Source organism: Pseudomonas sp. NUPR-001 (assembly GCF_052147955.1).
Taxonomy (GTDB): domain Bacteria; phylum Pseudomonadota; class Gammaproteobacteria; order Pseudomonadales; family Pseudomonadaceae; genus Aquipseudomonas.
In genome coordinates this window covers 1,662,200-1,683,007 of the sequence record NZ_CP197353.1, presented here as the reverse complement: position 1 = coordinate 1,683,007, position 20,808 = coordinate 1,662,200, and the positions used below count along the sequence as shown (strand labels likewise).

At 60.6% G+C, this 20,808-nt stretch carries 22 protein-coding genes and 1 pseudogene; 13 read left to right on the top strand and 10 right to left on the bottom strand.

The features are described 5' to 3' along the window. Position 1 precedes the first annotated feature (1 nt). Positions 2-394, bottom strand: a complete 393-nt coding sequence (gene msrB, locus ACP6KB_RS07795) for a peptide-methionine (R)-S-oxide reductase MsrB (protein WP_442113122.1) — start codon at positions 392-394, stop codon at positions 2-4. 167 nt (positions 395-561) lie between these two features. Between msrB and ACP6KB_RS07790 the strand changes: the two genes are divergently transcribed. Next, positions 562-1,773, top strand: a complete 1,212-nt coding sequence (locus tag ACP6KB_RS07790) for a pyridoxal phosphate-dependent aminotransferase (RefSeq protein ID WP_133210859.1) — start codon at positions 562-564, stop codon at positions 1,771-1,773. Positions 1,774-1,996: 223 nt separating this feature from the next. Then, positions 1,997-2,884 (top strand): protease HtpX, encoded by an 888-nt coding sequence (gene htpX, locus ACP6KB_RS07785; RefSeq protein ID WP_130265684.1) that lies wholly within the window; start codon positions 1,997-1,999, stop codon positions 2,882-2,884. A gap of 152 nt (positions 2,885-3,036) precedes the next feature. Here htpX and ACP6KB_RS07780 read toward each other — a convergent pair whose 3' ends face one another. Continuing rightward, positions 3,037-3,687, bottom strand: coding sequence for a thiopurine S-methyltransferase (locus ACP6KB_RS07780; protein WP_442113119.1), 651 nt, complete (start codon positions 3,685-3,687; stop codon positions 3,037-3,039). 103 nt (positions 3,688-3,790) lie between these two features. On the opposite strand from ACP6KB_RS07780, the gene ACP6KB_RS07775 reads away from it, so the two are divergent. Continuing rightward, positions 3,791-4,558 (top strand): DODA-type extradiol aromatic ring-opening family dioxygenase, encoded by a 768-nt coding sequence (locus ACP6KB_RS07775; RefSeq protein WP_442113117.1) that lies wholly within the window; start codon positions 3,791-3,793, stop codon positions 4,556-4,558. A gap of 174 nt (positions 4,559-4,732) precedes the next feature. Here the strand turns inward: ACP6KB_RS07775 and ACP6KB_RS07770 are convergent. Continuing rightward, a pseudogene (locus tag ACP6KB_RS07770) lies at positions 4,733-6,431 on the bottom strand (DEAD/DEAH box helicase). Positions 6,432-6,752: 321 nt separating this feature from the next. After that, on the bottom strand, positions 6,753-7,508 hold the full coding sequence (locus ACP6KB_RS07765) for a spermidine synthase (protein ID WP_442113115.1): 756 nt from the start codon (positions 7,506-7,508) through the stop codon (positions 6,753-6,755). A 129-nt stretch (positions 7,509-7,637) separates the two neighbouring features. On the opposite strand from ACP6KB_RS07765, the gene ACP6KB_RS07760 reads away from it, so the two are divergent. Next, positions 7,638-8,984: a class II 3-deoxy-7-phosphoheptulonate synthase gene (locus tag ACP6KB_RS07760; protein ID WP_442113113.1), complete on the top strand. Its 1,347-nt coding sequence runs from the start codon at positions 7,638-7,640 to the stop codon at positions 8,982-8,984. Here ACP6KB_RS07760 and ACP6KB_RS07755 read toward each other — a convergent pair. Together ACP6KB_RS07755 and ACP6KB_RS07750 are read right to left on the bottom strand one after the other, a co-directional pair. Then, the gene (locus ACP6KB_RS07755) at positions 8,965-10,206 is read right to left on the bottom strand and encodes a winged helix-turn-helix domain-containing protein (protein ID WP_442113111.1); all 1,242 of its coding nucleotides are present in this window, start codon (positions 10,204-10,206) and stop codon (positions 8,965-8,967) included. The two genes, ACP6KB_RS07760 and ACP6KB_RS07755, sit on opposite strands and share 20 nt — an antisense overlap. Positions 10,207-10,264: 58 nt before the next feature. Then, positions 10,265-10,477: a DUF1127 domain-containing protein gene (locus ACP6KB_RS07750; protein ID WP_442113109.1), complete on the bottom strand. Its 213-nt coding sequence runs from the start codon at positions 10,475-10,477 to the stop codon at positions 10,265-10,267. A gap of 97 nt (positions 10,478-10,574) precedes the next feature. On the opposite strand from ACP6KB_RS07750, the gene ACP6KB_RS07745 reads away from it, so the two are divergent. Then, entirely contained in the window at positions 10,575-11,429 is an 855-nt protein-coding gene (locus ACP6KB_RS07745; protein WP_442113107.1) for a LysR substrate-binding domain-containing protein, read from the top strand. Here the strand turns inward: ACP6KB_RS07745 and ACP6KB_RS07740 are convergent. Further along, a complete protein-coding gene (locus ACP6KB_RS07740) occupies positions 11,419-12,168 on the bottom strand; it encodes a sulfite exporter TauE/SafE family protein (RefSeq protein ID WP_442113105.1) in 750 nt (249 codons plus the stop codon). The two genes, ACP6KB_RS07745 and ACP6KB_RS07740, sit on opposite strands and share 11 nt — an antisense overlap. 112 nt (positions 12,169-12,280) lie before the next feature. Here ACP6KB_RS07740 and ACP6KB_RS07735 point away from each other — a divergent pair, with 112 nt between their 5' ends. The 3 genes from ACP6KB_RS07735 (at position 12,281) to ACP6KB_RS07725 (ending at position 14,306) form a co-directional block, all read left to right on the top strand. Further along, positions 12,281-13,246, top strand: a complete 966-nt coding sequence (locus tag ACP6KB_RS07735) for a LysR family transcriptional regulator (protein ID WP_442113103.1) — start codon at positions 12,281-12,283, stop codon at positions 13,244-13,246. A gap of 47 nt (positions 13,247-13,293) precedes the next feature. After that, positions 13,294-13,752: a MarR family winged helix-turn-helix transcriptional regulator gene (locus ACP6KB_RS07730; protein ID WP_442113101.1), complete on the top strand. Its 459-nt coding sequence runs from the start codon at positions 13,294-13,296 to the stop codon at positions 13,750-13,752. Between the two features lie 125 nt (positions 13,753-13,877). Beyond that, positions 13,878-14,306 (top strand): organic hydroperoxide resistance protein, encoded by a 429-nt coding sequence (locus ACP6KB_RS07725; RefSeq protein WP_442113099.1) that lies wholly within the window; start codon positions 13,878-13,880, stop codon positions 14,304-14,306. 60 nt (positions 14,307-14,366) lie between these two features. Here the strand turns inward: ACP6KB_RS07725 and efp are convergent, their stop codons facing one another. Both efp and earP read right to left on the bottom strand, forming a co-directional pair. Next, entirely contained in the window at positions 14,367-14,936 is a 570-nt protein-coding gene (efp, locus tag ACP6KB_RS07720; RefSeq protein ID WP_442113097.1) for an elongation factor P, read from the bottom strand. A gap of 48 nt (positions 14,937-14,984) precedes the next feature. Beyond that, positions 14,985-16,118: an elongation factor P maturation arginine rhamnosyltransferase EarP gene (earP, locus tag ACP6KB_RS07715; protein ID WP_442113095.1), complete on the bottom strand. Its 1,134-nt coding sequence runs from the start codon at positions 16,116-16,118 to the stop codon at positions 14,985-14,987. Positions 16,119-16,240: 122 nt separating this feature from the next. Between earP and ACP6KB_RS07710 the strand changes: the two genes are divergently transcribed. Beyond that, the gene (locus ACP6KB_RS07710; RefSeq protein ID WP_442113093.1) at positions 16,241-16,621 is read left to right on the top strand and encodes a hypothetical protein; all 381 of its coding nucleotides are present in this window, start codon (positions 16,241-16,243) and stop codon (positions 16,619-16,621) included. Between the two features lie 4 nt (positions 16,622-16,625). After that, a complete protein-coding gene (locus ACP6KB_RS07705) occupies positions 16,626-17,108 on the top strand; it encodes a GreA/GreB family elongation factor (RefSeq protein WP_442114274.1) in 483 nt (160 codons plus the stop codon). 16 nt (positions 17,109-17,124) lie between these two features. Here ACP6KB_RS07705 and ACP6KB_RS07700 read toward each other — a convergent pair whose 3' ends face one another. Continuing rightward, complete coding sequence (locus tag ACP6KB_RS07700; RefSeq protein ID WP_442113091.1) at positions 17,125-18,063, bottom strand: LysR family transcriptional regulator; 939 nt, start codon at positions 18,061-18,063, stop codon at positions 17,125-17,127. A gap of 123 nt (positions 18,064-18,186) precedes the next feature. Between ACP6KB_RS07700 and ACP6KB_RS07695 the strand changes: the two genes are divergently transcribed. The 3 genes from ACP6KB_RS07695 (at position 18,187) to ACP6KB_RS07685 (ending at position 20,755) form a co-directional block, all read left to right on the top strand. Then, positions 18,187-18,936 (top strand): 3-oxoacyl-ACP reductase family protein, encoded by a 750-nt coding sequence (locus tag ACP6KB_RS07695; RefSeq protein ID WP_442113089.1) that lies wholly within the window; start codon positions 18,187-18,189, stop codon positions 18,934-18,936. Positions 18,937-19,077: 141 nt separating this feature from the next. Next, complete coding sequence (locus ACP6KB_RS07690) at positions 19,078-20,271, top strand: MFS transporter (RefSeq protein WP_442113087.1); 1,194 nt, start codon at positions 19,078-19,080, stop codon at positions 20,269-20,271. A 103-nt stretch (positions 20,272-20,374) separates the two neighbouring features. Next, entirely contained in the window at positions 20,375-20,755 is a 381-nt protein-coding gene (locus ACP6KB_RS07685) for a hypothetical protein (RefSeq protein ID WP_442113085.1), read from the top strand. Positions 20,756-20,808: the final 53 nt, after the last annotated feature.

Here is a 20,808-nt window from a genome sequence, read left to right as displayed (position 1 = left end):
GTTAGCGTGGGACCAGGTCCAGGCAGACCGAGTTGATGCAATAGCGTAGCCCGGTCGGTGGCGGGCCGTCAGGGAATACGTGGCCCAGGTGTGCGTCGCATTGTGCGCAGGTCACTTCCGTGCGAATCATGCCGTGGGACGTGTCGCGAATTTCGATCATCGCGCTGTCCTCGATCGGCTGGTAAAAGCTCGGCCAACCGCAACCGGAGTCAAACTTGGCCGTCGAGTCGAACAGCGGCGCATTGCAGCAGATGCAGTGATAGACGCCGTCGGTTTTGCTGCTGTTGTACTTGCCGCTGAACGGCCGTTCGGTGCCCTTGAGGCGACAGACGTTGTACTGCTCCGGGTCGAGCATGGCACGCCATTCTTCCAGGGTTTTCTCTATCTTTTGCATGTGCAGGCCTCGGCAGACTAAAAACCCCGCGCTGCGTCTTTTCCACAACGCGGTCGGCACGTATATTATTGCGCCTCATCAGACATCAGTCTGGCACCCGCGTTACACGCATTTCAAACGATTTCACAGCGCAGTGCGCGGCGATCTTTTCTAATCGGGATCACATCATGCAGGTCAGCAAATCGAACAAGCTCGCCAATGTCTGCTACGACATTCGCGGCCCGGTGCTCAAGCACGCCAAGCGCCTGGAAGAGGAAGGCCATCGCATCCTCAAGCTGAACATCGGCAACCCGGCGCCCTTTGGTTTCGAAGCGCCGGACGAAATCCTCCAGGATGTGATCCGCAACCTGCCAACTGCGCAAGGCTACAGCGACTCCAAAGGCCTGTTCAGCGCGCGTAAAGCGGTGATGCAGTACTGCCAGCAGAAGCAGATCGAAGGTGTCGGCATCGAAGACATCTATCTGGGCAACGGCGTCTCCGAACTGATCGTGATGTCGATGCAGGCGCTGCTCAACAACGGCGACGAAGTGCTGATCCCGGCGCCGGACTACCCGCTGTGGACGGCTGCAGTCAGCCTGGCCGGCGGCAACCCGGTGCACTACCTGTGCGACGAACAGGCCGACTGGTTCCCCGACCTTGACGACATCAAGGCCAAGATCACCCCGAACACCAAAGCGCTGGTGATCATCAACCCGAACAACCCGACCGGTGCGGTGTACTCGCGCGAACTGCTGCTGGGCATGCTGGAGCTGGCACGCCAGCACAACCTGGTGGTGTTCTCCGACGAGATCTACGACAAGATTCTCTACGATGAAGCCGTGCACATCAGCACCGCATCGCTGGCCCCTGACCTGCTCTGCCTGACCTTCAACGGCCTGTCGAAATCCTACCGGGTCGCGGGCTTCCGTTCCGGCTGGCTGATCATCTCCGGGCCCAAGCAGCACGCCCAGAGCTATATCGAAGGCATCGACATGCTGGCCAACATGCGCCTGTGCGCCAACGTGCCGAGCCAGCATGCCATCCAGACCGCCCTGGGCGGCTACCAGAGCATCAATGACCTGGTACTGCCCAATGGCCGCCTGCTCGAACAGCGCAACCGCACCTGGGAGCTGCTCAACAGCATTCCCGGCGTCAGCTGCGTCAAACCTATGGGAGCGCTTTATGCCTTCCCACGAATCGACCCCAAGGTCTGCCCGATCCACAACGACGAAAAGTTCGTACTCGACCTGCTACTGTCGGAAAAATTGTTGATCGTGCAAGGCACCGCCTTCAACTGGCCGTGGCCCGATCACTTCCGCGTAGTCACCCTGCCGCGGGTCGACGACCTCGAGCAGGCCATCGGCCGCATCGGAAACTTCCTGAAAACCTATCAGCAGTAACCTGCAGTCGGTTGAGAAAGCCTGCGTCGCTTCCGGCGCAGGTCCTTCAGATTAATTACCGCCTCTGTAAGACCTCGCCTACCTGACGTGCGAGTTGACGGAATTCGGCTGTAATACAGAGAAGTACACAGTTTGAAATAGTCGCCCGGTTGAATCACTGAAGCCCGCGCCTTATATACCCCGCATACGTGACATTTTTATCCGTCAGGAGACCGTAACAACCATGATGCGCATCTTACTGTTTGTAGCCACCAACCTTGCGGTTGTGCTGATTGCCAGCATTACCTTGAGCCTGTTCGGCTTCAATGGGTTCATGGCGGCAAACGGGGTTGACCTCAAACTCGACCAGTTGCTGATTTTCTGCGCCGTGTTCGGCTTTGCCGGCTCGCTGATTTCGCTGTTCATCTCCAAGTGGATGGCGAAAATGAGCACCGGTACGCAGATCATCAGCCAGCCGCGCACTCGCCACGAGCAGTGGCTGCTGCAAACGGTCGAAGAGCTCTCCCGTGAAGCTGGCATCAAAATGCCGGAAGTGGGCATCTTCCCGGCCTACGAGGCCAACGCCTTTGCCACCGGCTGGAACCGCAACGACGCTCTGGTCGCCGTAAGCCAGGGCCTGCTGGAGCGTTTCTCGCCCGATGAAGTGCGCGCGGTACTGGCCCACGAAATCGGCCACGTCGCCAATGGCGACATGGTCACCCTGGCGCTGGTACAGGGCGTGGTCAACACCTTCGTGATGTTCTTCGCCCGGATCATCGGTAACTTTGTCGACAAGGTGATCTTCAAAAACGAAGAAGGCCAGGGCATTGCCTACTACATCGCGACCATCGTCGCCGAGCTGGTACTGGGTATTCTGGCCAGCATCATCGTCATGTGGTTCTCGCGTAAACGCGAATACCGTGCTGACGAAGCCGGTGCCCGCCTGGCTGGCACCAATGCCATGATCGGCGCCCTGCAGCGCCTGCGTTCGGAACAAGGCGTGCCTGTGCACATGCCCGACACGCTGAACGCCTTTGGCATCAACGGCGGCCTCAAGCAAGGCCTGGCTGGCTTGCTGATGAGCCACCCGCCGCTGGAAGACCGCATCGAAGCACTGCGCCGTCGCGGCTAAGTCTTACGGCAACGAAAACGGGCGACCTCAGGGTCGCCCTTTTTTTGCTCTATTGGTTATTCGAACTGGCTCGGTAGGAGCGGGCTTGCCTCGCGAGGCGGTGTGGCAGATGGACCGCTATCGCGGGGCAAGCCCGCTCCCACCTTGACCAATTAGCGCTGCAGACTGTAGGCCCGCTCAAACAGATGCGTAGCACCGGCCTGCTTAAATTTTGGGCTCGACTCCAGCACATCGTGTGCCGCTAGCTCAACAGGATGCCAACTGGCGAGCAATGCCTGAACCTCCGCATCCGTCACGGCAAAAGGTGGCCCGTCGATCTGCGACTGATCGTAGTCGAGCGTAATCAACAGCCCCTTGACCGAGGCAGGCAGTATTGCCTGCAAATGCGCGACATAGCGCTGGCGCATATCCGCCGGCAACGCGATCAGCGCCGCACGGTCATACAACGCGCTGCAACCACTGACGTCCTCAGCGCTCAAGGCGAAAAAATCACCGCAATAGATTTCGATATCCTCACAGCGAAACACCTTGAAGGCGCCCTTCTGCGTCACCTGCGGCTGCAACTGATGTTCGCTGAAGAAGTCTTCCACCGCCTTCTCGGACAGCTCCACACCCACTACCTGCAGCCCTTGCCCAGCCAACCAGAGCATGTCGAGGCTTTTGCCACACAATGGCACCAATACCCGCTCTCCCGCCGCCACCGCCAATGCTGGCCAGTACTGCTGCAAGTAGGCATTGACCTGCGACTGATGAAAGCCGATCTGATTACTGTTCCAGCGTGAATGCCAAAAATCCGCCTGCATGCTTCACCTCAATAAATTCGATCAAAAGCTGCGAAAACTTATATTAGATTTAGATCTATGTTGTGCCTGAAGATGGGCCCATCTTAACGTCAGGAATGCTCCTATGCTGCCCAGCCTGTTTATTTCTCATGGCTCCCCCATGCTCGCCCTGGCGCCGGGCGCCAGTGGCCCGGCCCTGAAGCGTCTGGCCGCCGAGCTGGATCGGCCGAAAGCCATTATCGTGGTTTCGGCGCACTGGGAAAGCCGTGAGCTGCTGGTCTCCAGCAGCCCGCAACCGCAAACCTGGCACGACTTCGGCGGCTTCCCGGCAGCGCTGTACGCCGTGCAATACCCGGCCCCCGGTGACCCTGCCCTGGCCCAGCGCATCAGCGAATTGCTCTGCGCTGCCGGCCTGCCTGCGCGCCTCGACCCGCAACGCCCGTTTGACCACGGCACCTGGGTGCCACTGTCATTGATGTACCCCAAGGCCGATATTCCAGTGGTGCAGGTTTCCCTGCCTACCCAACTTGGCCCGCAATTGCAGGAGCTGGTAGGCCGAGCGCTTATCGGTTTGCGTGAACAAGGCATCCTGCTGGTCGGCTCCGGCAGCATCACCCACAACCTCGGCGAACTGGACTGGCACGCCGGCCCGGAAAGCATCGAGCCCTGGGCCCTGGCGTTTCGCGACTGGATGATCGAGAAGCTGCAGGCAGGCGACACAGCGGCTCTGCATGATTACCGGCAGCAAGCACCCTTTGCCGTACGCAGCCATCCGAGCGATGAGCATTTGCTGCCGCTGTACTTTGCACGGGGCGCTGGCGAACATTTCGGAATCGTCCACCAAGGCTTCACGATGGGAGCGCTGGGGATGGACATATACCGCTTTGACTAACCTCACCTGTAGGAGCGGCGGTGCGGCGACCCGACTTGCCCCGCGATTGCGGTGTGTCAGTAAAAATCGTATCGCGGGGCAAGTCGGGTCGCCGCACCGCCGCTCCTACAGGCCCATCAGGCAGACAAAAAAAATCCCCGACTCGGTCGGGGATTTTTTTTTAACGCTCGCGGATCAATCTTCGCGGTAGCGGCGCAGCTTCAGCTGCTTACCGGCAACACGGGTATCCTTGAGCTTGGCCAGCAGACGCTCCAGACCTTCTTCCGGCAGCTCGACCAGGCTGAAGCTGTCGCGCACCTGGATGCGGCCGATAGCTTCGCGGGCCAGGCCGCCTTCATTGAGGATGGCGCCGAGCAGGTTCTTGGCGGCGATACCATCACGCGCACCCAGCGCGGTACGGCAGCGAGCACGGCCTTCAGCCAGCGGCATTGGTGCACGACGCTCACGCTCGCCACGCTCTGGACGATCACCGCCAGTACGCTCACGCGGGGTGTAGGTCGGAACCAGCGGCTGCTCTTTCTCGACGGCTTCCAGGGTCAGGGCCTGACCGTTGGTGGCCTTGCGCAGCAGGGCTGCGGCCAGGGCACGCGGGCTGCAACCGATGTCGGCAGTCAGGCGATCGAGCAGATCACCGTGGGTCGACTCAGCGTCGCCAACCAGCGGCGCCAGGCTGCTGGTCAGTTTCTTGATGCGTGCATCAAGAACGGCCTGGGCATTTGGCAGACGAACTTCGGCAACCTTCTGACCGGTCACACGCTCGATCACTTGCAGCATGCGGCGCTCACGCGGGGTGACCAGCAGCAGTGCACGACCTTCACGACCCGCACGGCCGGTACGGCCGATACGGTGAACGTAGGATTCCGGATCGTACGGCATGTCAACGTTGAACACGTGAGTGATGCGCGGTACGTCAAGACCACGAGCAGCAACGTCGGTGGCGACGACGATGTCCAGGCGGCCATCCTTGAGCGAGTCGATGACGCGCTCACGCTGGTTCTGGGCAATGTCACCGTTCAGCGCAGCGGCTTTGTAGCCTTTGGCTTCCAGGGCGCTGGCCAGGTCCAGAGTGGCTTGCTTGGTACGCACGAAGGCGATCAACGCGTCGAACTCTTCGACTTCCAGCAAACGCAGAACAGCGGAAACCTTCTGGTCGGCATGGACCATCAGGTGGGCTTGTTCGATAGCGGTTACGGTCTGGGTCTTGGTCTGGATCTTGACGTGCTTTGGATCACGCAGGTGACGCTCAGCGATAGCGCGGATCGAGGCTGGCAGAGTAGCCGAGAACAGCACGGTCTGACGGGTTTCCGGCATGGCCTTGAAGATCACTTCGAGGTCGTCCATGAAGCCCAGTTTGAGCATTTCGTCGGCTTCGTCGAGCACCAGGTGATTGACGGTAGCCAGGACCTTCTCGTCGCGACGCAGGTGGTCGCACAGACGGCCAGGGGTAGCCACGACGATTTGCGCGCCGTTGCGGATTGCTTTGAGTTGTGGGCCCATTGGGGCACCACCGTATACGGCCACTACGGTTACGCCTGGCATTTGCTTGGCGTAGGTTTCGAATGCAGTGGCTACTTGCAGCGCCAACTCACGGGTTGGCGCCAGGATCAGGGCTTGCGGCTCGCGCTTGCTCGGGTCGATACGGTTCAGGATAGGCAGTGCGAAGGCAGCGGTTTTACCGGTACCTGTCTGTGCCTGACCGATCATGTCGTGACCAGCAAGAATAATCGGGATCGATTGCTGCTGAATGGCTGAAGGCTCTTCGTAGCCGGTAGCCAGTACTGCAGCAACAATGCTCGGATGAAGATCGAGAGCGGCGAAGCCGCCGGTTTCCTGGGTCATGGGTCTGCCTCTAAGTGCATCCGCAAAGACCCATGCTCCAAAGCTGCACATGCCTTGTAAGACCCGAAGGTCACCCTGGCAGCTTTGTCGGCGGGGATTTGCGAAAACGATTGAAGAAAAAAAGGAACGTCAGGGAGAGTCCGCGGGGCGGACGCGCAACCGAAGCTGGCTTCGGGGAATTGCACTACCTAAACGAGGTCCGGTAAAAGACCGGCGCGTACTATACCTGAATTCGCAAATCACGGGAGATTTTTTTATCGCAACACGCCTACGTCAGGCCGCGTTGCTACGGGCCTGGGTGGGTGAGTCTGCAGGCGGCTGAATCGATTTTCTTGCGCCTGCTCTAGCACGCGGCTCAGGTGGCCGGGCGAATCGCGCCGATCAGTGGCTGCAGCGAGTAACCCAGACGTGGCGCCAGGGCCTGCGCACGCGCGTTGAGGCCGTCCATGTCCAGGACCTGATCGAGATCGGCCGGCACCAAAACGATGACATTGCCTTCTTTGACCGGCAGTTCCCAATAGTGGCGATGATAAAGACCGCGCAACAACGCGGCCCCCAGCGGCTTGCCGTCATCGCTGGCCCACTGGTTGATCACCAGCCAGCCACCAGGGTTCAAGCGCTTCTGGCAGTCTTCCAGGAACTGCCATGCCAGGTGTGCAGCGTTCGGACCATGATCGGTGTACAGATCGACGAAGATCAGATCGGCCGGTTCCGCGCTATTGAGCAGCTCCATTGCATCGCCAATGCGAATGTACAGGCGCGGGTCGTCATCCAGCCCCAGGTACTCGATGGCCAGGCGCGGCACATCGGGGCGCAGTTCAATGGCCTCGACGTCTTCCAGCGGCAGGAACTTCAGGCACGCCTGGGTCAGGGTGCCAGCGCCCAGGCCAAGGAACAGCGCACTTTCAGGCGCTTCATGGCACAGCGCGCCAATCAACATGGCGCGGGTATAGTCGTATTCCAGCCAGCTGGGGTCGGCAGTGAACACACAGCTCTGCTCGATGGCGTCGCCGAATTCGAGAAAGCGGTAGTCCTCGACTTCCAGCACACTGATGGTGCCGTACTGATCCTGTACCCGGGCCAGCACCCGCTCTACCCGTTCCACTGTCATGCTGTCTCCCGGCTCGCGCCGCTGCCCCAGGCAAAAACCGCCATTGTCCGTCAATGGCGCCAGTGCAACAAGGCATGCCGCAACTGTTAACATGGCAGACAGCCCACTTACGATCAGATCGAGCCTGTAATGAACCGACCCTGGAGCCCTGACAGCTGGCGCGCCCTGCCGATCCAGCAACAACCGACCTACCCCGACGCGGCACATTTGCTCAAGGTCGAACAGACTTTGGCCAGCTATCCGCCGCTGGTCTTCGCTGGCGAAGCGCGAGAGCTGCGCCGCCAGTTTGCCGAAGTCACTCAGGGCCGGGCGTTTCTCTTACAAGGCGGCGACTGCGCAGAAAGCTTCGCCGAGTTTTCTGCCGCGAAAATCCGCGACACGTTCAAAGTACTGCTGCAAATGGCCATCGTCATGACCTTTGCCGCCGGTTGTCCGGTCGTGAAGGTGGGGCGCATGGCCGGGCAATTTGCCAAGCCACGCTCAGCCGGCGATGAAACCATTGCCGGGGTGACCCTGCCGGCCTACCGCGGCGACATCGTCAACGGCATCGGCTTTGACTCAAAGAGCCGCGTACCGGACCCAGAGCGCCTGCTGCAGGCCTATCACCAGTCCACCGCCAGCCTGAACCTGCTGCGCGCCTTCGCCCAGGGCGGTTTTGCCGACCTGCACCAGGTGCACAAATGGAACCTGGACTTCATCGCCAACTCGGCGCTGGCAGAAAAATACAGCCAATTGGCTGACCGCATCGACGAAACCCTGGCCTTCATGCGCGCCTGCGGCATGGACAGTTCGCCGCAACTGCGCGAAACCAGCTTCTTCACCGCCCACGAAGCGCTGCTGTTGAACTATGAAGAGGCCTTCGTACGCCGCGACAGCCTGACCAACGACTACTACGACTGCTCCGCGCACATGCTGTGGATTGGCGACCGTACTCGTCAGCTTGATGGCGCCCACGTGGAGTTCCTGCGCGGGGTCAACAACCCGATTGGCGTCAAAGTCGGGCCGAGCATGAACACCGAGGAACTCATCCGCCTGATCGATGTGCTCAACCCGGACAACGACCCCGGCCGCCTGAACCTGATTGTGCGCATGGGCGCCGACAAGGTTGGCGAACATTTGCCGGCGCTGATCCAGAGCGTTGAACGCGAAGGCCGCAAGGTGCTGTGGAGCTCGGACCCGATGCATGGCAACACCATCAAGGCCAGCAGCGGTTACAAGACCCGCGATTTCGCGCAGATCCTCAGCGAGGTCAAACAGTTCTTCCAGGTGCATCAGGCCGAAGGCAGCCATGCCGGCGGTATTCACATCGAAATGACCGGGCAGAATGTCACCGAATGCATCGGTGGTGCGCGGCCGATCACCGAAGACGCCCTGTCTGACCGCTACCACACCCACTGTGACCCGCGGATGAACGCCGATCAGTCACTGGAACTGGCCTTCCTGATCGCCGAAACGCTCAAGCAAGTGCGCCGCTGACCGCACTGCCTGCCAGCGCCACACGCAAGCGTGCGGCGCTGGAGCGCGGGCACTCAAGCTGTACTCGACTCAGACCAAGCCAGGCCGCCATTTGCCACAGGCTATCGGCCAACGCCTGCATCCCGGCGTCATCAAGCCCCTGCACTTCCTCATGCAGCGCATGAATCAGCAAACACGCGCTGGCCCGCTCGGCGCGCAAGTCCACGCGCGCTGCAATGCGCTCGTTGTGCAGAAACGGCAAGACGTAATAGCCGTACACCCGCTTGTGGGCCGGGGTATAAATTTCCAGGCGGTAGCGAAAATCGAACAGCCGCTCGGTGCGTTCGCGTTGCCACACCAATGAATCGAATGGCGACAGCAACGCACTGCTGACGACTTTGCGCGGCATTCGGACTTCGTTGAGGCAATAGGCTGGTTGCGCCCACCCCTGAACCGAGCAGGTCTGCAATTGCCCCTCCTCAACCAGCTCGGCCAGCCGTGCCTGGCTGTCGGCCGGGCTCAAGCGATAGTAGTCGCGCAGATCCTTTTCCGTAGCGACGCCCAGCGCCTTGGCCGCCTGCAGTAGCAAACCGCGCTGAGCTTCTGCCTCATCCAGCAACGGCTGCTGCAGCAACGCTGCCGGCAACACCCGCTCCGGCAAGTCATACAAACGCTCAAAGCCACGCCGCCCGGCCACCGTTACCAGCCCCGCAGCGAACAACCACTCCAGCGCATGCTTTTCCGCGCTCCAGTCCCACCAGGGACCGGCACGTTCTGTCCGAGTCGACAGACTGCCTGCCCCCAACGCGCCCTGCGCGGTGACAGCAGCCAGCACGCGAGCGATGGTCGCTTGCTGTTCCCGACCAAATCGCGCCAGCTGTTGATAAATCCCCTGCCCTTCACGCGCACGCTGCATGCGCCAGCGCAGTAGCGGATAAAGCTGCAAGGGCAACAGCGAGGCCTCATGACCCCAGTATTCAAAGAGTTTACGCTGACGCCTGGAGCCCCAGGCGATCTGATCAAGCAAGGCCTGTGGATAACTACCCAGGCGGGAAAACAGCGGCAGGTAATGCGAACGCACCAAGGCATTGACCGAATCGATCTGCACCACGCCCAGGCGCTCGATCAAACGCTGCAGGTGAGTGCCGTTCACGCTTGACCGAGGCCCGGCGCCTGCCAGACCCTGGGCCGACAACACCAGCCGACGCGCCTGCAGCATGGAAAAGGATTGTGTGGTGGGCATGCCCGACTCCTTCAGAACAAGCCCACTCAAGGTAGCCGCGACGCCTGCAGCGCGCGACTCATTTTTTCAGCGGGTCATCCCAGAATGGCCGCTCCACTTCCTGCAAGATATCAACACGGCTCATACCGATATCGTGCAGCGCGGCATCACTCAGACGCGCCAGTTCCATACGTTGCTGATGCAACTGCCACCAGCGCGCAAACTGCCGGACAACTTCCTGAACCAGGTGCGGCTGGAAATCCATCGGGACCTGCGATTTCTGACCTTTCATCGTCTTGCCCTCCGTGTGGGATGACGACAGTGTCAGGCCGGGCCTAAAATCAATCCAACGAATGTTTCTTATGTCATACATCTAGGGGATTGATGCATTGTCCCAGTATCAGAGTATCGACTCCGAGGTGCTGCGCACCTTCGTCGCGATTGCCGAACATGGCGGTTTTACGCGTGCCGGCGAAGTGGTCAACCGCACTCAGTCGGCGGTGAGCATGCAGATGAAACGCCTGGAAGAAGACATCATTCAACGCCAGCTGTTCGAGCGTGACGGCCGCCAAGTGCGCCTGACCGCCGAGGGCCAAGTGTTGCTCAGTTATGCCCGGCGCATCCTCAAGCTGCATGGTGAGGTGATCAATACACTGCGTATGCCCCATATGGTCGGCACGGTGCGCATCGGCACACCCGACGACTATGCCATGCGCTTTCTGCCCGGCATCCTCTCCAGCTTCGCCCAGGCCTATCCGCTGATTCAGGTAGAGGTGCACTGCGAAAGCTCGCGCCAATTGATGCAGCGTCAGGATCTGGACATGACCATTGTCACCTGCGAGCCCGGCCATGAAGTCGGCCAATTACTGCGCCGGGAACGTGCGGTGTGGGTGCAGGCACAAGGTTTTTGCCCGCACGAACACCAGCCCTTGCCACTTGCAGTGTTCAATACCGATTGCTGCTGCCGCACCTGGGCCTGCAATGCCCTGGACACGATCGGCAAGGAATACCGCATTGCCTATACCAGCGCCAGCACACCCGCGATCATGGCGGTGGTCAGCGCCGGGCTGGCAGTCACTGCTCAATTGCAGAGTCTGATCACCAACGACCTACGCATTATTGGTGAAGCAGAAGGCCTGCCTGAGCTGCCGACGGCAAGCATCATGCTGCTACGCAACCACAGCAATCAGTCGCAGATGACCGATTGCATGGCTGACTACATTGCCGAAGGCTTCAAATCTTGAAGGCCAGCATCGCCGCGCAAATTACGAGAAATCCACAAAACAGTGAACGCAGGACTTTTTCCGGCAAGGCATGCGCCAGCTTCACGCCCCAACTGATGCTCAGCAAACCGCCAATGGCCAACGGAATGCCCATGCTCCATTGCACATGCTGGTGAATGCCGTAGGTCATCAGCGTCACCGCTGTGCTTGGCGCGGCCAAGGCCAGCGAGAGCCCTTGAGCAACCACTTGGGTGGTGCCAAAGACACTGGTCAGGATCGGCGTTGCCACCACCGCTCCGCCCACGCCAAACAAACCGCCCAACACCCCGGCACCACCGCCCAGCACCCCGAGCCACGGCCAGGGATGGCGTAGCTCGCTACTCGGTTGCGCCTTGCGCATGAACATCCGCGCCAGGTTCCATGCTGCCAGAGCCACCAGAAACACCACGAACCCCATGCGCATCGACTGCGCATCGATACCGACAGCCCAGATCGAACCGAGCCAGGCAAAGATGAAGCTGGCAGCCGCCAGTGGCAGCGCATGCCGCAATTCGATGCGATTGCGCTGGTGGTAGCGCCACAGCGCCAGCAACACGTTAGGCACCACCATCACCAGTGCAGTGCCCTGGGCAAGCTGCTGGTCGAGACCGAACAACACGCCAAGGGCCGGAATGGCGATCAGGCCACCGCCGATGCCAAACAAACCACCCACGGTGCCCAGTGCTGCGCCCAGCGCGATGTACATTGCCCACTCAATCATTGCTGCCTCTCACCGAAAACCAATGGGCGCATGCTACCGAGCCAGTGCTAGCGGGGAAACGCATAGCAACGCACAATGGCTTTGCCATTTACGCACAAGCAGACCACGCGAAATGAACCCTGACACCCTCACCGAGCAACTCAGCCTGTTCCTCGACGTGCTGGAGACCGGCAGCTTTTCCGCCACCGCCCGGCGCCATCCGCTGACCCCTTCTGCCGTTGCCCGGCGTATCGACACGCTGGAGAGTGCCGTTGGCAGCCGCCTGTTCGTGCGCAGTACGCACGCGGTGCGCCCTACCCCGGCTGGTAATGCATTTGCTGAACGCGCCCGGCGCATCGTGGAAGAATTACGCCTGGCCCGCGCCGAAGCAGTGTCATTGAGTAATGCCCCTGAAGGGCTGATCCGCATCGATGCCCCCGCAGCGTTCGGTCGTCGGCATTTGGCCCCGGCGATTGCCGACTTTCTGGTGGCCTACCCCGGGCTGGATGTGCAGTTGCGCCTGATCGACAGTTTTGTCGACCTGCACGGCTCGCACTTGGGAGAAGTCGATCTGGTGTTGCGCGCCGGGCCATTGGCCGATACCCGCCTGGTGGCCACGCCGCTGGCCTACATGGTCCGTATTGCCTGTGCCAGCCCTGCTTACCTGGCCGCCCGCGGCGTTCCCAGCAGTCCCGCCGAACTCCCTGAGCACGACGGCCTGGACTGGGATGGCCTGGCGCCTCCGTTTGCCTGGCGCTTTGCCGTTGACGGCCAGTTGCGCCTGTATCGCCCCACCCGAATGCGCATGAGCGCCAACAATGCCGAGACGTTGCTGTTCGGGGCGCTGGCCGGCCTGGGCATTGCTCACTTGCCCACCTGGCTGATCAGCGACTACCTGCTGCGCGGCGAATTGCTGCCGCTGTTCTGCGAACAGGGCCTGCCCGCTGCCGAGTCCAGCGGAATTTATGCCTTGCGCCTGGAACACGAAACGAACTCTCGCAGCCGTTTGCTACTCGAATTCCTCAAGAGCCGCTTCAGCCCCGTACCGCCTTGGGATCTGGCCTTGCAAAGCGAGCTGCGCTGGTCATCCTCGTGCTAATGAACAGCGTGCTAAATTCAAAGGACTCAACGAAATAAAGGATGTGCATGAACGCCGCGAAAAACCCTGCCCTGTGCGATGAGCTGTTGCTGGATAACCAAGTGTGCTTCGCCCTGTACTCGACATCGCTGCTGATGACCAAAGTCTACAAGCCGCTGCTGCAGCAACTCGGACTGACTTATCCACAGTATCTGGCAATGCTGGTGCTATGGGAAAAGGATGGCCTGACTGTCGGTGAAATCAGCCAGCGCCTGCTGACCGATCCGGGCTCGCTCACCCCACTGCTCAAACGCCTGGAAGCAGAAGGCCTGCTCAAACGCACCCGCAGCCGGGAAGACGAGCGGGTTGTACAGGTGCACCTGAGCGACCAGGGGCGCGCCCTGCAAGACCGCGCCAAGAACGTTCCGCAGTGCATTCTGGCGGCCAGCGGCGAAAGCCTGGCGCGCCTGCAACACTTGCAGGCGGAGCTGTTGGAACTGCGCACCAACCTGCAGAAAAGCCTCTGACAGCTATGCTGTGAATGACCGTTTGTAAGCTGGTCGAAATTTATCTTGCGCGCAAAATAATTGCGCACTAAGTTAAACCCCGTACCCACTCAGCGCTGCGGCGCAACATACAAGCGAGGCTCAACATGCAAAAGGTCACTCCGCTGTACATTGCTGAAGCCAAGTCCACCGGTGGTCGCGACGGCAGCTCGCGCTCCAGCGACGGTAAACTCGAAGTCAAACTGAGTACGCCCAAAGAACTGGGCGGCGCTGGCGGTGACGGCACCAACCCCGAACAACTGTTTGCTGCAGGCTATTCGGCCTGCTTTATCGGCGCCCTGAAGTTCGTTGCCGGCCAGCAGAAAAAAGCCCTGCCTGCCGACAGCTCGATTACCGCCAAGGTCGGTATCGGCCAGATCCCGGGCGGGTTCGGCCTGGATATCGACCTGCACATCGCCCTGCCGGGCCTGCAGCAGGCGGATGCGCAGGCGCTGGTGGATGCTGCTCACCTGGTTTGCCCATACTCCAACGCCACCCGCGGCAACGTTGACGTTCGCCTGCACGTGACGGTCTGAGGCTGAGTCCCGGACATAAAAAAACCCGGCCAAGGCCGGGTTTTTTCTGGGCGCCAGGAATTACTTCTTGGAACGGCCTTTGAAGCTGTTGTCGCGAGTGTCGATGTCGATCCACTCGTCGATCTGGATGAAGTCAGCAACGCTGATTTCAGTGCCGTTTTTCAGCTTGGCAGGTTTCATGACCTTGCCCGAGGTGTCGCCGCGAGCAGCGTTCTCGGTGTAAACAACCTGACGGCTGATGGTGGTCGGCAGTTCAACCGAAACCAGACGGCCTTCGAAGAAGACTGCTTCGCAGACGTCTTCCATGCCTTCTTCGATGTACGGCAGAACGGCTTCGAGGTCTTCAGCGTTCAGTTCGTACATGGTGTAGTCGGTGGTGTCCATGAAGGTGTAGGAGTCACCGCTGATGAACGACAGGGTCGCTTCTTTGCGATCCAGGATCACGTCGTCCAGCTTGTCGTCCGCACCGTAAACGGTTTCGGTCTTGTAGCCGGTCAGCAGGTTCTTCAGCTTGGTCTTCATGATCGCGCTGTTACGGCCCGACTTGGTGAATTCAGCTTTCTGGACCAGCCAAGGGTCGTTGTCGATCCGCAGTACGGTACCGGGTTTCAGTTCTTTACCAGTTTTCATCGCGAGATATCCGAATTTGGATGGATTTACAAAAATCGAGGCCGCGTATCATAGCGAATTTCGGTAAAACTGTACCAGCGCCGTGGCAAGGTCCGGCTGAGCGGCCTGTGCGGTGGCCCAATGGCGGGCGTGGCGGTCGAGTTCGTCCCAGTGTTCAAGCACCTGTTGCCAGGCCTGGCCCATGTCGCGATCCATGTTCCAGGCGCGCCACAAATCGACAATCGCCGCTTGGGCTGACGGCGAAAGCCCCACTACGTAGTGATCGAGAAACGCTTCGAGCTTTTCCCAATGGGCATACTCTTCCTGCACATAGATGTGCCAGAGCAACGGCCGCCCTGCCCATTGCGCGCGGACGAACGAATCCTCACCACGCACGGCGTTGAAGTCGCAGCTCCAGAGCAACTGGTCATACTCGTCCTGGCTGACAAAAGGCAGAATCTGCACGGTCAGCGCACCCCGTGTGAGCACACGGCCCACCTGCATCTCGCCGTCGCCCAGCCACGCCTGCACGTCTGCCAGAATCCGTCCCTCAGGTACCAGCAGGTGATTGCTTCGAGAATCGGCGGCCAACGCGTCGAGCCAACTGGCCAGGCTGGCATTTTCGTAAGCAAACAGCGAAATCAAACGGGCGCCATCGGCCGGAACTACGCCCAGATGCTGAAGAAATGCCGTGCGCGCGGCGGGGTCTTGCTCGAAGGTTTCGCGCCGCGCCAGCAGTGTGGCCTCGCGGAGCAAGCCACCGGTCTTGGGGGTAAAACCTGGAAAGAAAAACACTTTGCGCAGGCCGTTGGGTTGCGGTGAAGGCAAACCATGACAGCCTTCCACCCAGTTTTCAGCGCTCAGGTACTCAAGATTCAGCCACAGCGGCGGGCGCGGGCAATCGAGCATTGCCTGCACATAATCGGCCGGCAACTGACAGGCAAAAGCGCCGATGACTACATCTGCTACTGACGTTTCCTGCCAGTCCGCTAGCCAGTGGCACACCTCTACGCCCTGCTGCCATTGACGCGGCGCCTGGGCGTCAGCCTCTGGGCAGATACGCGCGAAGGCGTTGAGATCATCCACCCACAGGCGCACCGCCATTCCCTGCTCGGCCACCAGTTGCCGGGCCAGGCGCCACGTCACGCCGATGTCGCCGTAGTTATCAACGACACAACAGAAGATGTCCCAGTCAGCTTTCATAGCTGGCCTCTTGGAAAAAGTGCCAATTGTCCGGGGAAATCATCGCAGACAAAAGCACACTGCGAAAAAAACCTGCAACGCCATGCCACAATAGAATCCTGTGCCCTGGCCAGGAGGCCATCATGCCCCGCCCTCGCGAACTGAAGATCACCCTCAAACCACTCCAGTTGATTGTGTGCATTGCCCTGGGCCTTTGGTTCGGTGCCCTGGCGATCGCCTTGAGCCTGTGGCTGGCCTGGCGCTTTGTGCCGGAGACAGTGCAACCCTTGAGCCAGGTACTGATCCCGCCTGTCGCAGCACCAGCCCCAGGCGCCGAGCAGCAGAGCCAGATGTTCGAGCAGTACAAACAAATTTTGCGCAACCAGGAACTGCAGCAGGCCGAGGATCAGGCTGAAAGCAGCGTCCGTAATCTGTCCAATCCCAAATGCCAGTTCTGGTTGCAACAAAACCGCACGGCACCAACCGAAAAGAGCCGCGCCCTTGTCCTTGAATTCTGTCACTAGCACCATGAACAAAGCCGACTTGCTGCAACGCATCATCGACACCCTGAGCTTCGATCTCGACGTGGCCCAACGCGCTGCGCAAACCGCTTATGAAGCGGCCACGGCCGAAGAAAACATCGCCGAAAACAAATACGACACCCTGGGCCTGGAAGCGTCGTACCTTGCCACCGGGCAGGCCCGACGGATGGAAGAAATTCGCCAGGCACGCGCGGCCTACCAGCAACTGGTGCTGCGCGACTACGATGCCAGCCGCGGTATTCAACTCAGCAATCTGGTAACCCTGGAAGCCGAGAATGGCAGCTGTCAGCAGCTGTTTCTAGGCCCTGAAGGTGCAGGCCTGAAGATCGGTCAGGGTGAACAGTTGGTGACCGTGATTACACCGCGCTCGCCGCTGGGGCAGTGCTTGCTGGGCAAGGTCGAAGATGAGGAAGTCAGCCTGGTGCTCGGCGGCGTGCGCCAGGATTACCTGGTGCTGCAAGTCCGGTAGAAGCGGCGGTGACATGTCAGTGATATCCGGAAGCCAAGGCGTTGAAACGCTGCGCCAATCCCTGGGCGGCAAACTGCTCGACGATGAAATCGATAAACGCTCGGGTCTTGCCCGGCAACAGTTTGTGCTCGGCGTAATACAGGCAGATGTTGCCATCATCCACATACCAATCCGGCAGCACCCGCACCAGGCTGCCCGCCTGCAGGTAGGGCACCGCAAACGGCATGCTCACCAAGGCCACGCCCAAGCCCTGCTGTGCCACCGCACAGGCGGCCTCGGAATCGCTCATGGTCATGCGCTGGCGAATAGTCAGGGGGCTCTGCTCCTGTTGGCGGTTGGTCAGCGGCCAGGAGCGCACCCGCCCGGTCTGCGGTGAGCGGATCAGAATACCGTCCAGCGCCTGCAGGTCGGCCGGCTGCAGTATCGCCGGGTGCTGTGCAAGGAACGCAGGGGCAGCCACCAGAATCCGGTGCGCTGGGGTCAGTTTGCGCGCAACAACGCCCTGGGGCAGGTCAAAACCGCCGCCAATCGCCGCATCGAAACCCTGGCCAATCAAATCGACCTGCCGATTATCAAAATGCCAATCGGGGCTGATCGCAGGGTAACGATCAAGAAATTCAGCCAGCAACGGCACGATGTACAACCGCCCGAACACCGTGCCCATGCTGACTTTCAAAGTGCCGACGGGTTGACCTTCGGCGCTGGCGAGGTTGGCCATGGCGTGCTGGATGGTCTGGAAGCTACTGGCCACCTCGCCCAGAAAGCGCTGACCGGCTTCGGTCAGGGTCAGGCGCCGGGTGCTGCGCTGAAACAAGCGCACGCCCAGACGCTGCTCCAGGCGGGCGACATTTTTCCCCACCGCTGCAGGCGTCAGACTCAGGCGCCGCGCGGCTTCTGCAAAACTGCCCACTTCCGCGCTACGCACGAAGCATTCGATGCTGCTGAACGATTCCACACCCGTGATTCCATACTTTTGGTTTACACAGACTATAGCGATTACTGGCTTATCAGAAGGTAATCCAGCGCCGATACTGAGCTCCATCCAAGGCATCGGGCCTTGTTCTTTCTGGAGCACAGCATGTCACATCAAGCCCGCCTCACCGGCAAAGTGGCCCTGGTTCAGGGTGGATCACGCGGCATCGGCGCAGCCATCGTCAAACGCCTGGCCGCCGAAGGCGCCCGTGTTGCCTTCACCTACGCCAGCGCCACGGCGCAAGCTCAAGCGTTACAACAGAGCATCGTTGACGCCGGTGGCAAAGCCCTGGCCATCCAGGCCGACAGCGCCGATGCCAGCGCCGTGCAACAAGCCGTGGAGCACACGGTCGAGGCCTTTGGCGGCCTGGACATTCTGGTCAACAACGCTGGTGTACTGGCCGTTGCCCCGCTGCTGGAGTTCAACCTCGACGACTTCGACCGTACCCTGGCCGTCAACGTGCGCAGCGTGTTCGTCGCCAGCCAGGCCGCAGCCCGGCACATGGGCCAAGGCGGGCGGATCATCAACATCGGCAGCACCAACGCCGAGCGCATGCCCTTTGCCGGTGGCGGCCCGTACGCCATGAGCAAATCGGCTCTGGTGGGGCTGACCCGCGGCCTGGCCCGTGATCTCGGCCCCCTGGGCATCACCATCAATAACGTGCAGCCCGGCCCGGTTGACACTGACATGAACCCTGCTCATGGCGAATTTGCCGAGAGCCTGATGGGCTACATGGCGGTGGGGCGATACGGTGAAGTCGAAGAAATTGCCGGTTTCGTCGCTTACCTGGCGAGCCCCGAGGCGGCCTATATCACCGGCGCCAGCCTGACGATCGACGGCGGCTTTGCCGCCTGACACACCGCCCCGGACGGCCCTGACTGTGTGAGATCATCTCGACACAGGCCCGGGCCGCCGGAGCTGATGTTGATACATTGGCATCCCGCCAGCACATTTCCGATACTGTCACTCCTTTACTGCCACTGATCGAGACGGTCCATGACCTCCTCCAGCACATCCTTGAGCCGCGGCCTGATCCTGCTGATGGCCACTGCCACCGGCCTGGCCGTCGCCAGCAACTATTACGCCCAACCGCTGCTGCACAGCATCGCTGAGCAGTTCGGCCTGAGCACTGCCAGCGCCGGTGCCATCGTGATTGCCGCGCAACTGAGTTATGGCGCAGGCCTTCTGCTACTGGCACCGCTGGGCGATTTGTTCGAACAACGGCGACTGATCGTCAGCATGATCGCCATCAGTACCCTGGGGCTGCTGATCAGTGCCTTTTCACCGAGCCTTGTGTGGTTGCTGCTGGGTACGACCCTGACCGGCCTGTTTTCGGTAGTGGCTCAGGTACTGGTACCCATGGCTGCTGGCCTGAGCGACCCGGGCCAGCGCGGCCGCGCGGTCGGGACCTTGATGAGCGGTTTGCTCCTGGGCATTCTGCTGGCGCGTACAGCGGCTGGGTTCATGGCCGAACTGGGCGGCTGGCGCAGTATCTATCTGCTGGCAGCCGGGCTGATGGCGGTGTGCGCCATCGCCTTGTTTCGCGCCCTGCCAGAACGCCGACAACACGCGGGACTGCGCTACCCCGCCCTGATCGGTTCGGTGTTTCGTCTGTTCGTTGATGAGCCGGTATTACGCCTGCGCTCTTTGCTTGGGCTACTGGCCTTCAGCCTGTTTGCGCTGTTCTGGACTCCACTGGCGTTTCTTCTGGCCGCCGAGCCCTACCACTATTCCGATGCCATCATTGGCCTGTTCGGCCTGGCCGGTGCAGCAGGCGCGCTGTCGGCCAACTGGGCCGGCCGCCTGGCTGATCGCGGCAAAGGCTCGCTGGGCACCACAGTCGGCTTACTGGCCCTGCTGCTGTCCTGGATTCCCCTGGGCTTTGCCCAATCTTCGCTGGTTGCCCTGTTGATCGGCGTGCTGCTGTTGGATCTGGCCGTGCAACTGGTGCATGTGAGCAACCAGAACGCCGTCATTGCACTGCGTCCTGAAGCGCGCAATCGCCTGAACGCTGGCTACATCACCTGCTACTTCATTGGTGGCGCGCTGGGTTCGCTGCTTGGCACCCAGCTGTTCCAGCACTATGGCTGGCACGGTATCGTCGCCGCCGGCCTGGCGATTGGCAGTGTGGCCTTGCTGGTCTGGGCCCTGGCCGAACGCCAGCGCAGCGTGCGGGTGCGCACGGCCTGATGTGGTCAGCTCAGGCGACCCTCCGTCGCCTGAGGATTGACTTGTTTGAGCCGGTGGCGCTGAGTAGCGGGTGGTCAACAGCCCCTTCTTACTGGATGCCACGATGACAAGACTCACGGTTCAGTCCGGCGATTTCTTGCAAGGTGAAGGCGAGTACCGCAATGGATCGCTCACTCTCAAGACCTGCCGCAGCCCTTCCCCCGGGGAAAAAATCGCCCTTACCCGAATCAGTGAACTGATCGTTGCCAATCAGGAGTCCAGCCGTAGCCTGAGCAGTACCTTGGGCTGGGGCGTGGCTGGCGCCTTGATGGCTGGGCCGGTGGGCCTGATTGCCGGGATGTGGTTGGGCGGCAAGGAAGAGGAAATCACCTTCCTGGCCACCTTCAAAGATGGCCGCAAACTGATGGCGGTTACCGACAGCAAGACCTGGTCGAAACTCAATGGTCATTGGCGTCGCCACAACCAACCGGCAGCCAATCGCTGAATCAGCTGCTAGGCGATTCACGGCATTGCTTGAACCACCTGGACAGGGGCTCC

Coding starts and splice junctions, on each gene's coding strand:
- ACP6KB_RS07740 (WP_442113105.1), bottom strand. CDS start 12,168: ATGATTGAGTGGGCAATGTACATCGCGCTGGGCGCAGCACTGGGCACC.
- ACP6KB_RS07735 (WP_442113103.1), top strand. CDS start 12,281: ATGAACCCTGACACCCTCACCGAGCAACTCAGCCTGTTCCTCGACGTG.
- msrB (WP_442113122.1), bottom strand. CDS start 394: ATGCAAAAGATAGAGAAAACCCTGGAAGAATGGCGTGCCATGCTCGAC.
- ACP6KB_RS07750 (WP_442113109.1), bottom strand. CDS start 10,477: ATGAAAGGTCAGAAATCGCAGGTCCCGATGGATTTCCAGCCGCACCTG.
- ACP6KB_RS07775 (WP_442113117.1), top strand. CDS start 3,791: ATGCTGCCCAGCCTGTTTATTTCTCATGGCTCCCCCATGCTCGCCCTG.
- ACP6KB_RS07790 (WP_133210859.1), top strand. CDS start 562: ATGCAGGTCAGCAAATCGAACAAGCTCGCCAATGTCTGCTACGACATT.
- ACP6KB_RS07690 (WP_442113087.1), top strand. CDS start 19,078: ATGACCTCCTCCAGCACATCCTTGAGCCGCGGCCTGATCCTGCTGATG.
- ACP6KB_RS07685 (WP_442113085.1), top strand. CDS start 20,375: ATGACAAGACTCACGGTTCAGTCCGGCGATTTCTTGCAAGGTGAAGGC.
- ACP6KB_RS07780 (WP_442113119.1), bottom strand. CDS start 3,687: ATGCAGGCGGATTTTTGGCATTCACGCTGGAACAGTAATCAGATCGGC.
- ACP6KB_RS07695 (WP_442113089.1), top strand. CDS start 18,187: ATGTCACATCAAGCCCGCCTCACCGGCAAAGTGGCCCTGGTTCAGGGT.
- ACP6KB_RS07710 (WP_442113093.1), top strand. CDS start 16,241: ATGCCCCGCCCTCGCGAACTGAAGATCACCCTCAAACCACTCCAGTTG.
- ACP6KB_RS07705 (WP_442114274.1), top strand. CDS start 16,626: ATGAACAAAGCCGACTTGCTGCAACGCATCATCGACACCCTGAGCTTC.
- efp (WP_442113097.1), bottom strand. CDS start 14,936: ATGAAAACTGGTAAAGAACTGAAACCCGGTACCGTACTGCGGATCGAC.
- htpX (WP_130265684.1), top strand. CDS start 1,997: ATGATGCGCATCTTACTGTTTGTAGCCACCAACCTTGCGGTTGTGCTG.
- ACP6KB_RS07755 (WP_442113111.1), bottom strand. CDS start 10,206: ATGCCCACCACACAATCCTTTTCCATGCTGCAGGCGCGTCGGCTGGTG.
- ACP6KB_RS07760 (WP_442113113.1), top strand. CDS start 7,638: ATGAACCGACCCTGGAGCCCTGACAGCTGGCGCGCCCTGCCGATCCAG.
- earP (WP_442113095.1), bottom strand. CDS start 16,118: ATGAAAGCTGACTGGGACATCTTCTGTTGTGTCGTTGATAACTACGGC.
- ACP6KB_RS07765 (WP_442113115.1), bottom strand. CDS start 7,508: ATGACAGTGGAACGGGTAGAGCGGGTGCTGGCCCGGGTACAGGATCAG.
- ACP6KB_RS07725 (WP_442113099.1), top strand. CDS start 13,878: ATGCAAAAGGTCACTCCGCTGTACATTGCTGAAGCCAAGTCCACCGGT.
- ACP6KB_RS07730 (WP_442113101.1), top strand. CDS start 13,294: ATGAACGCCGCGAAAAACCCTGCCCTGTGCGATGAGCTGTTGCTGGAT.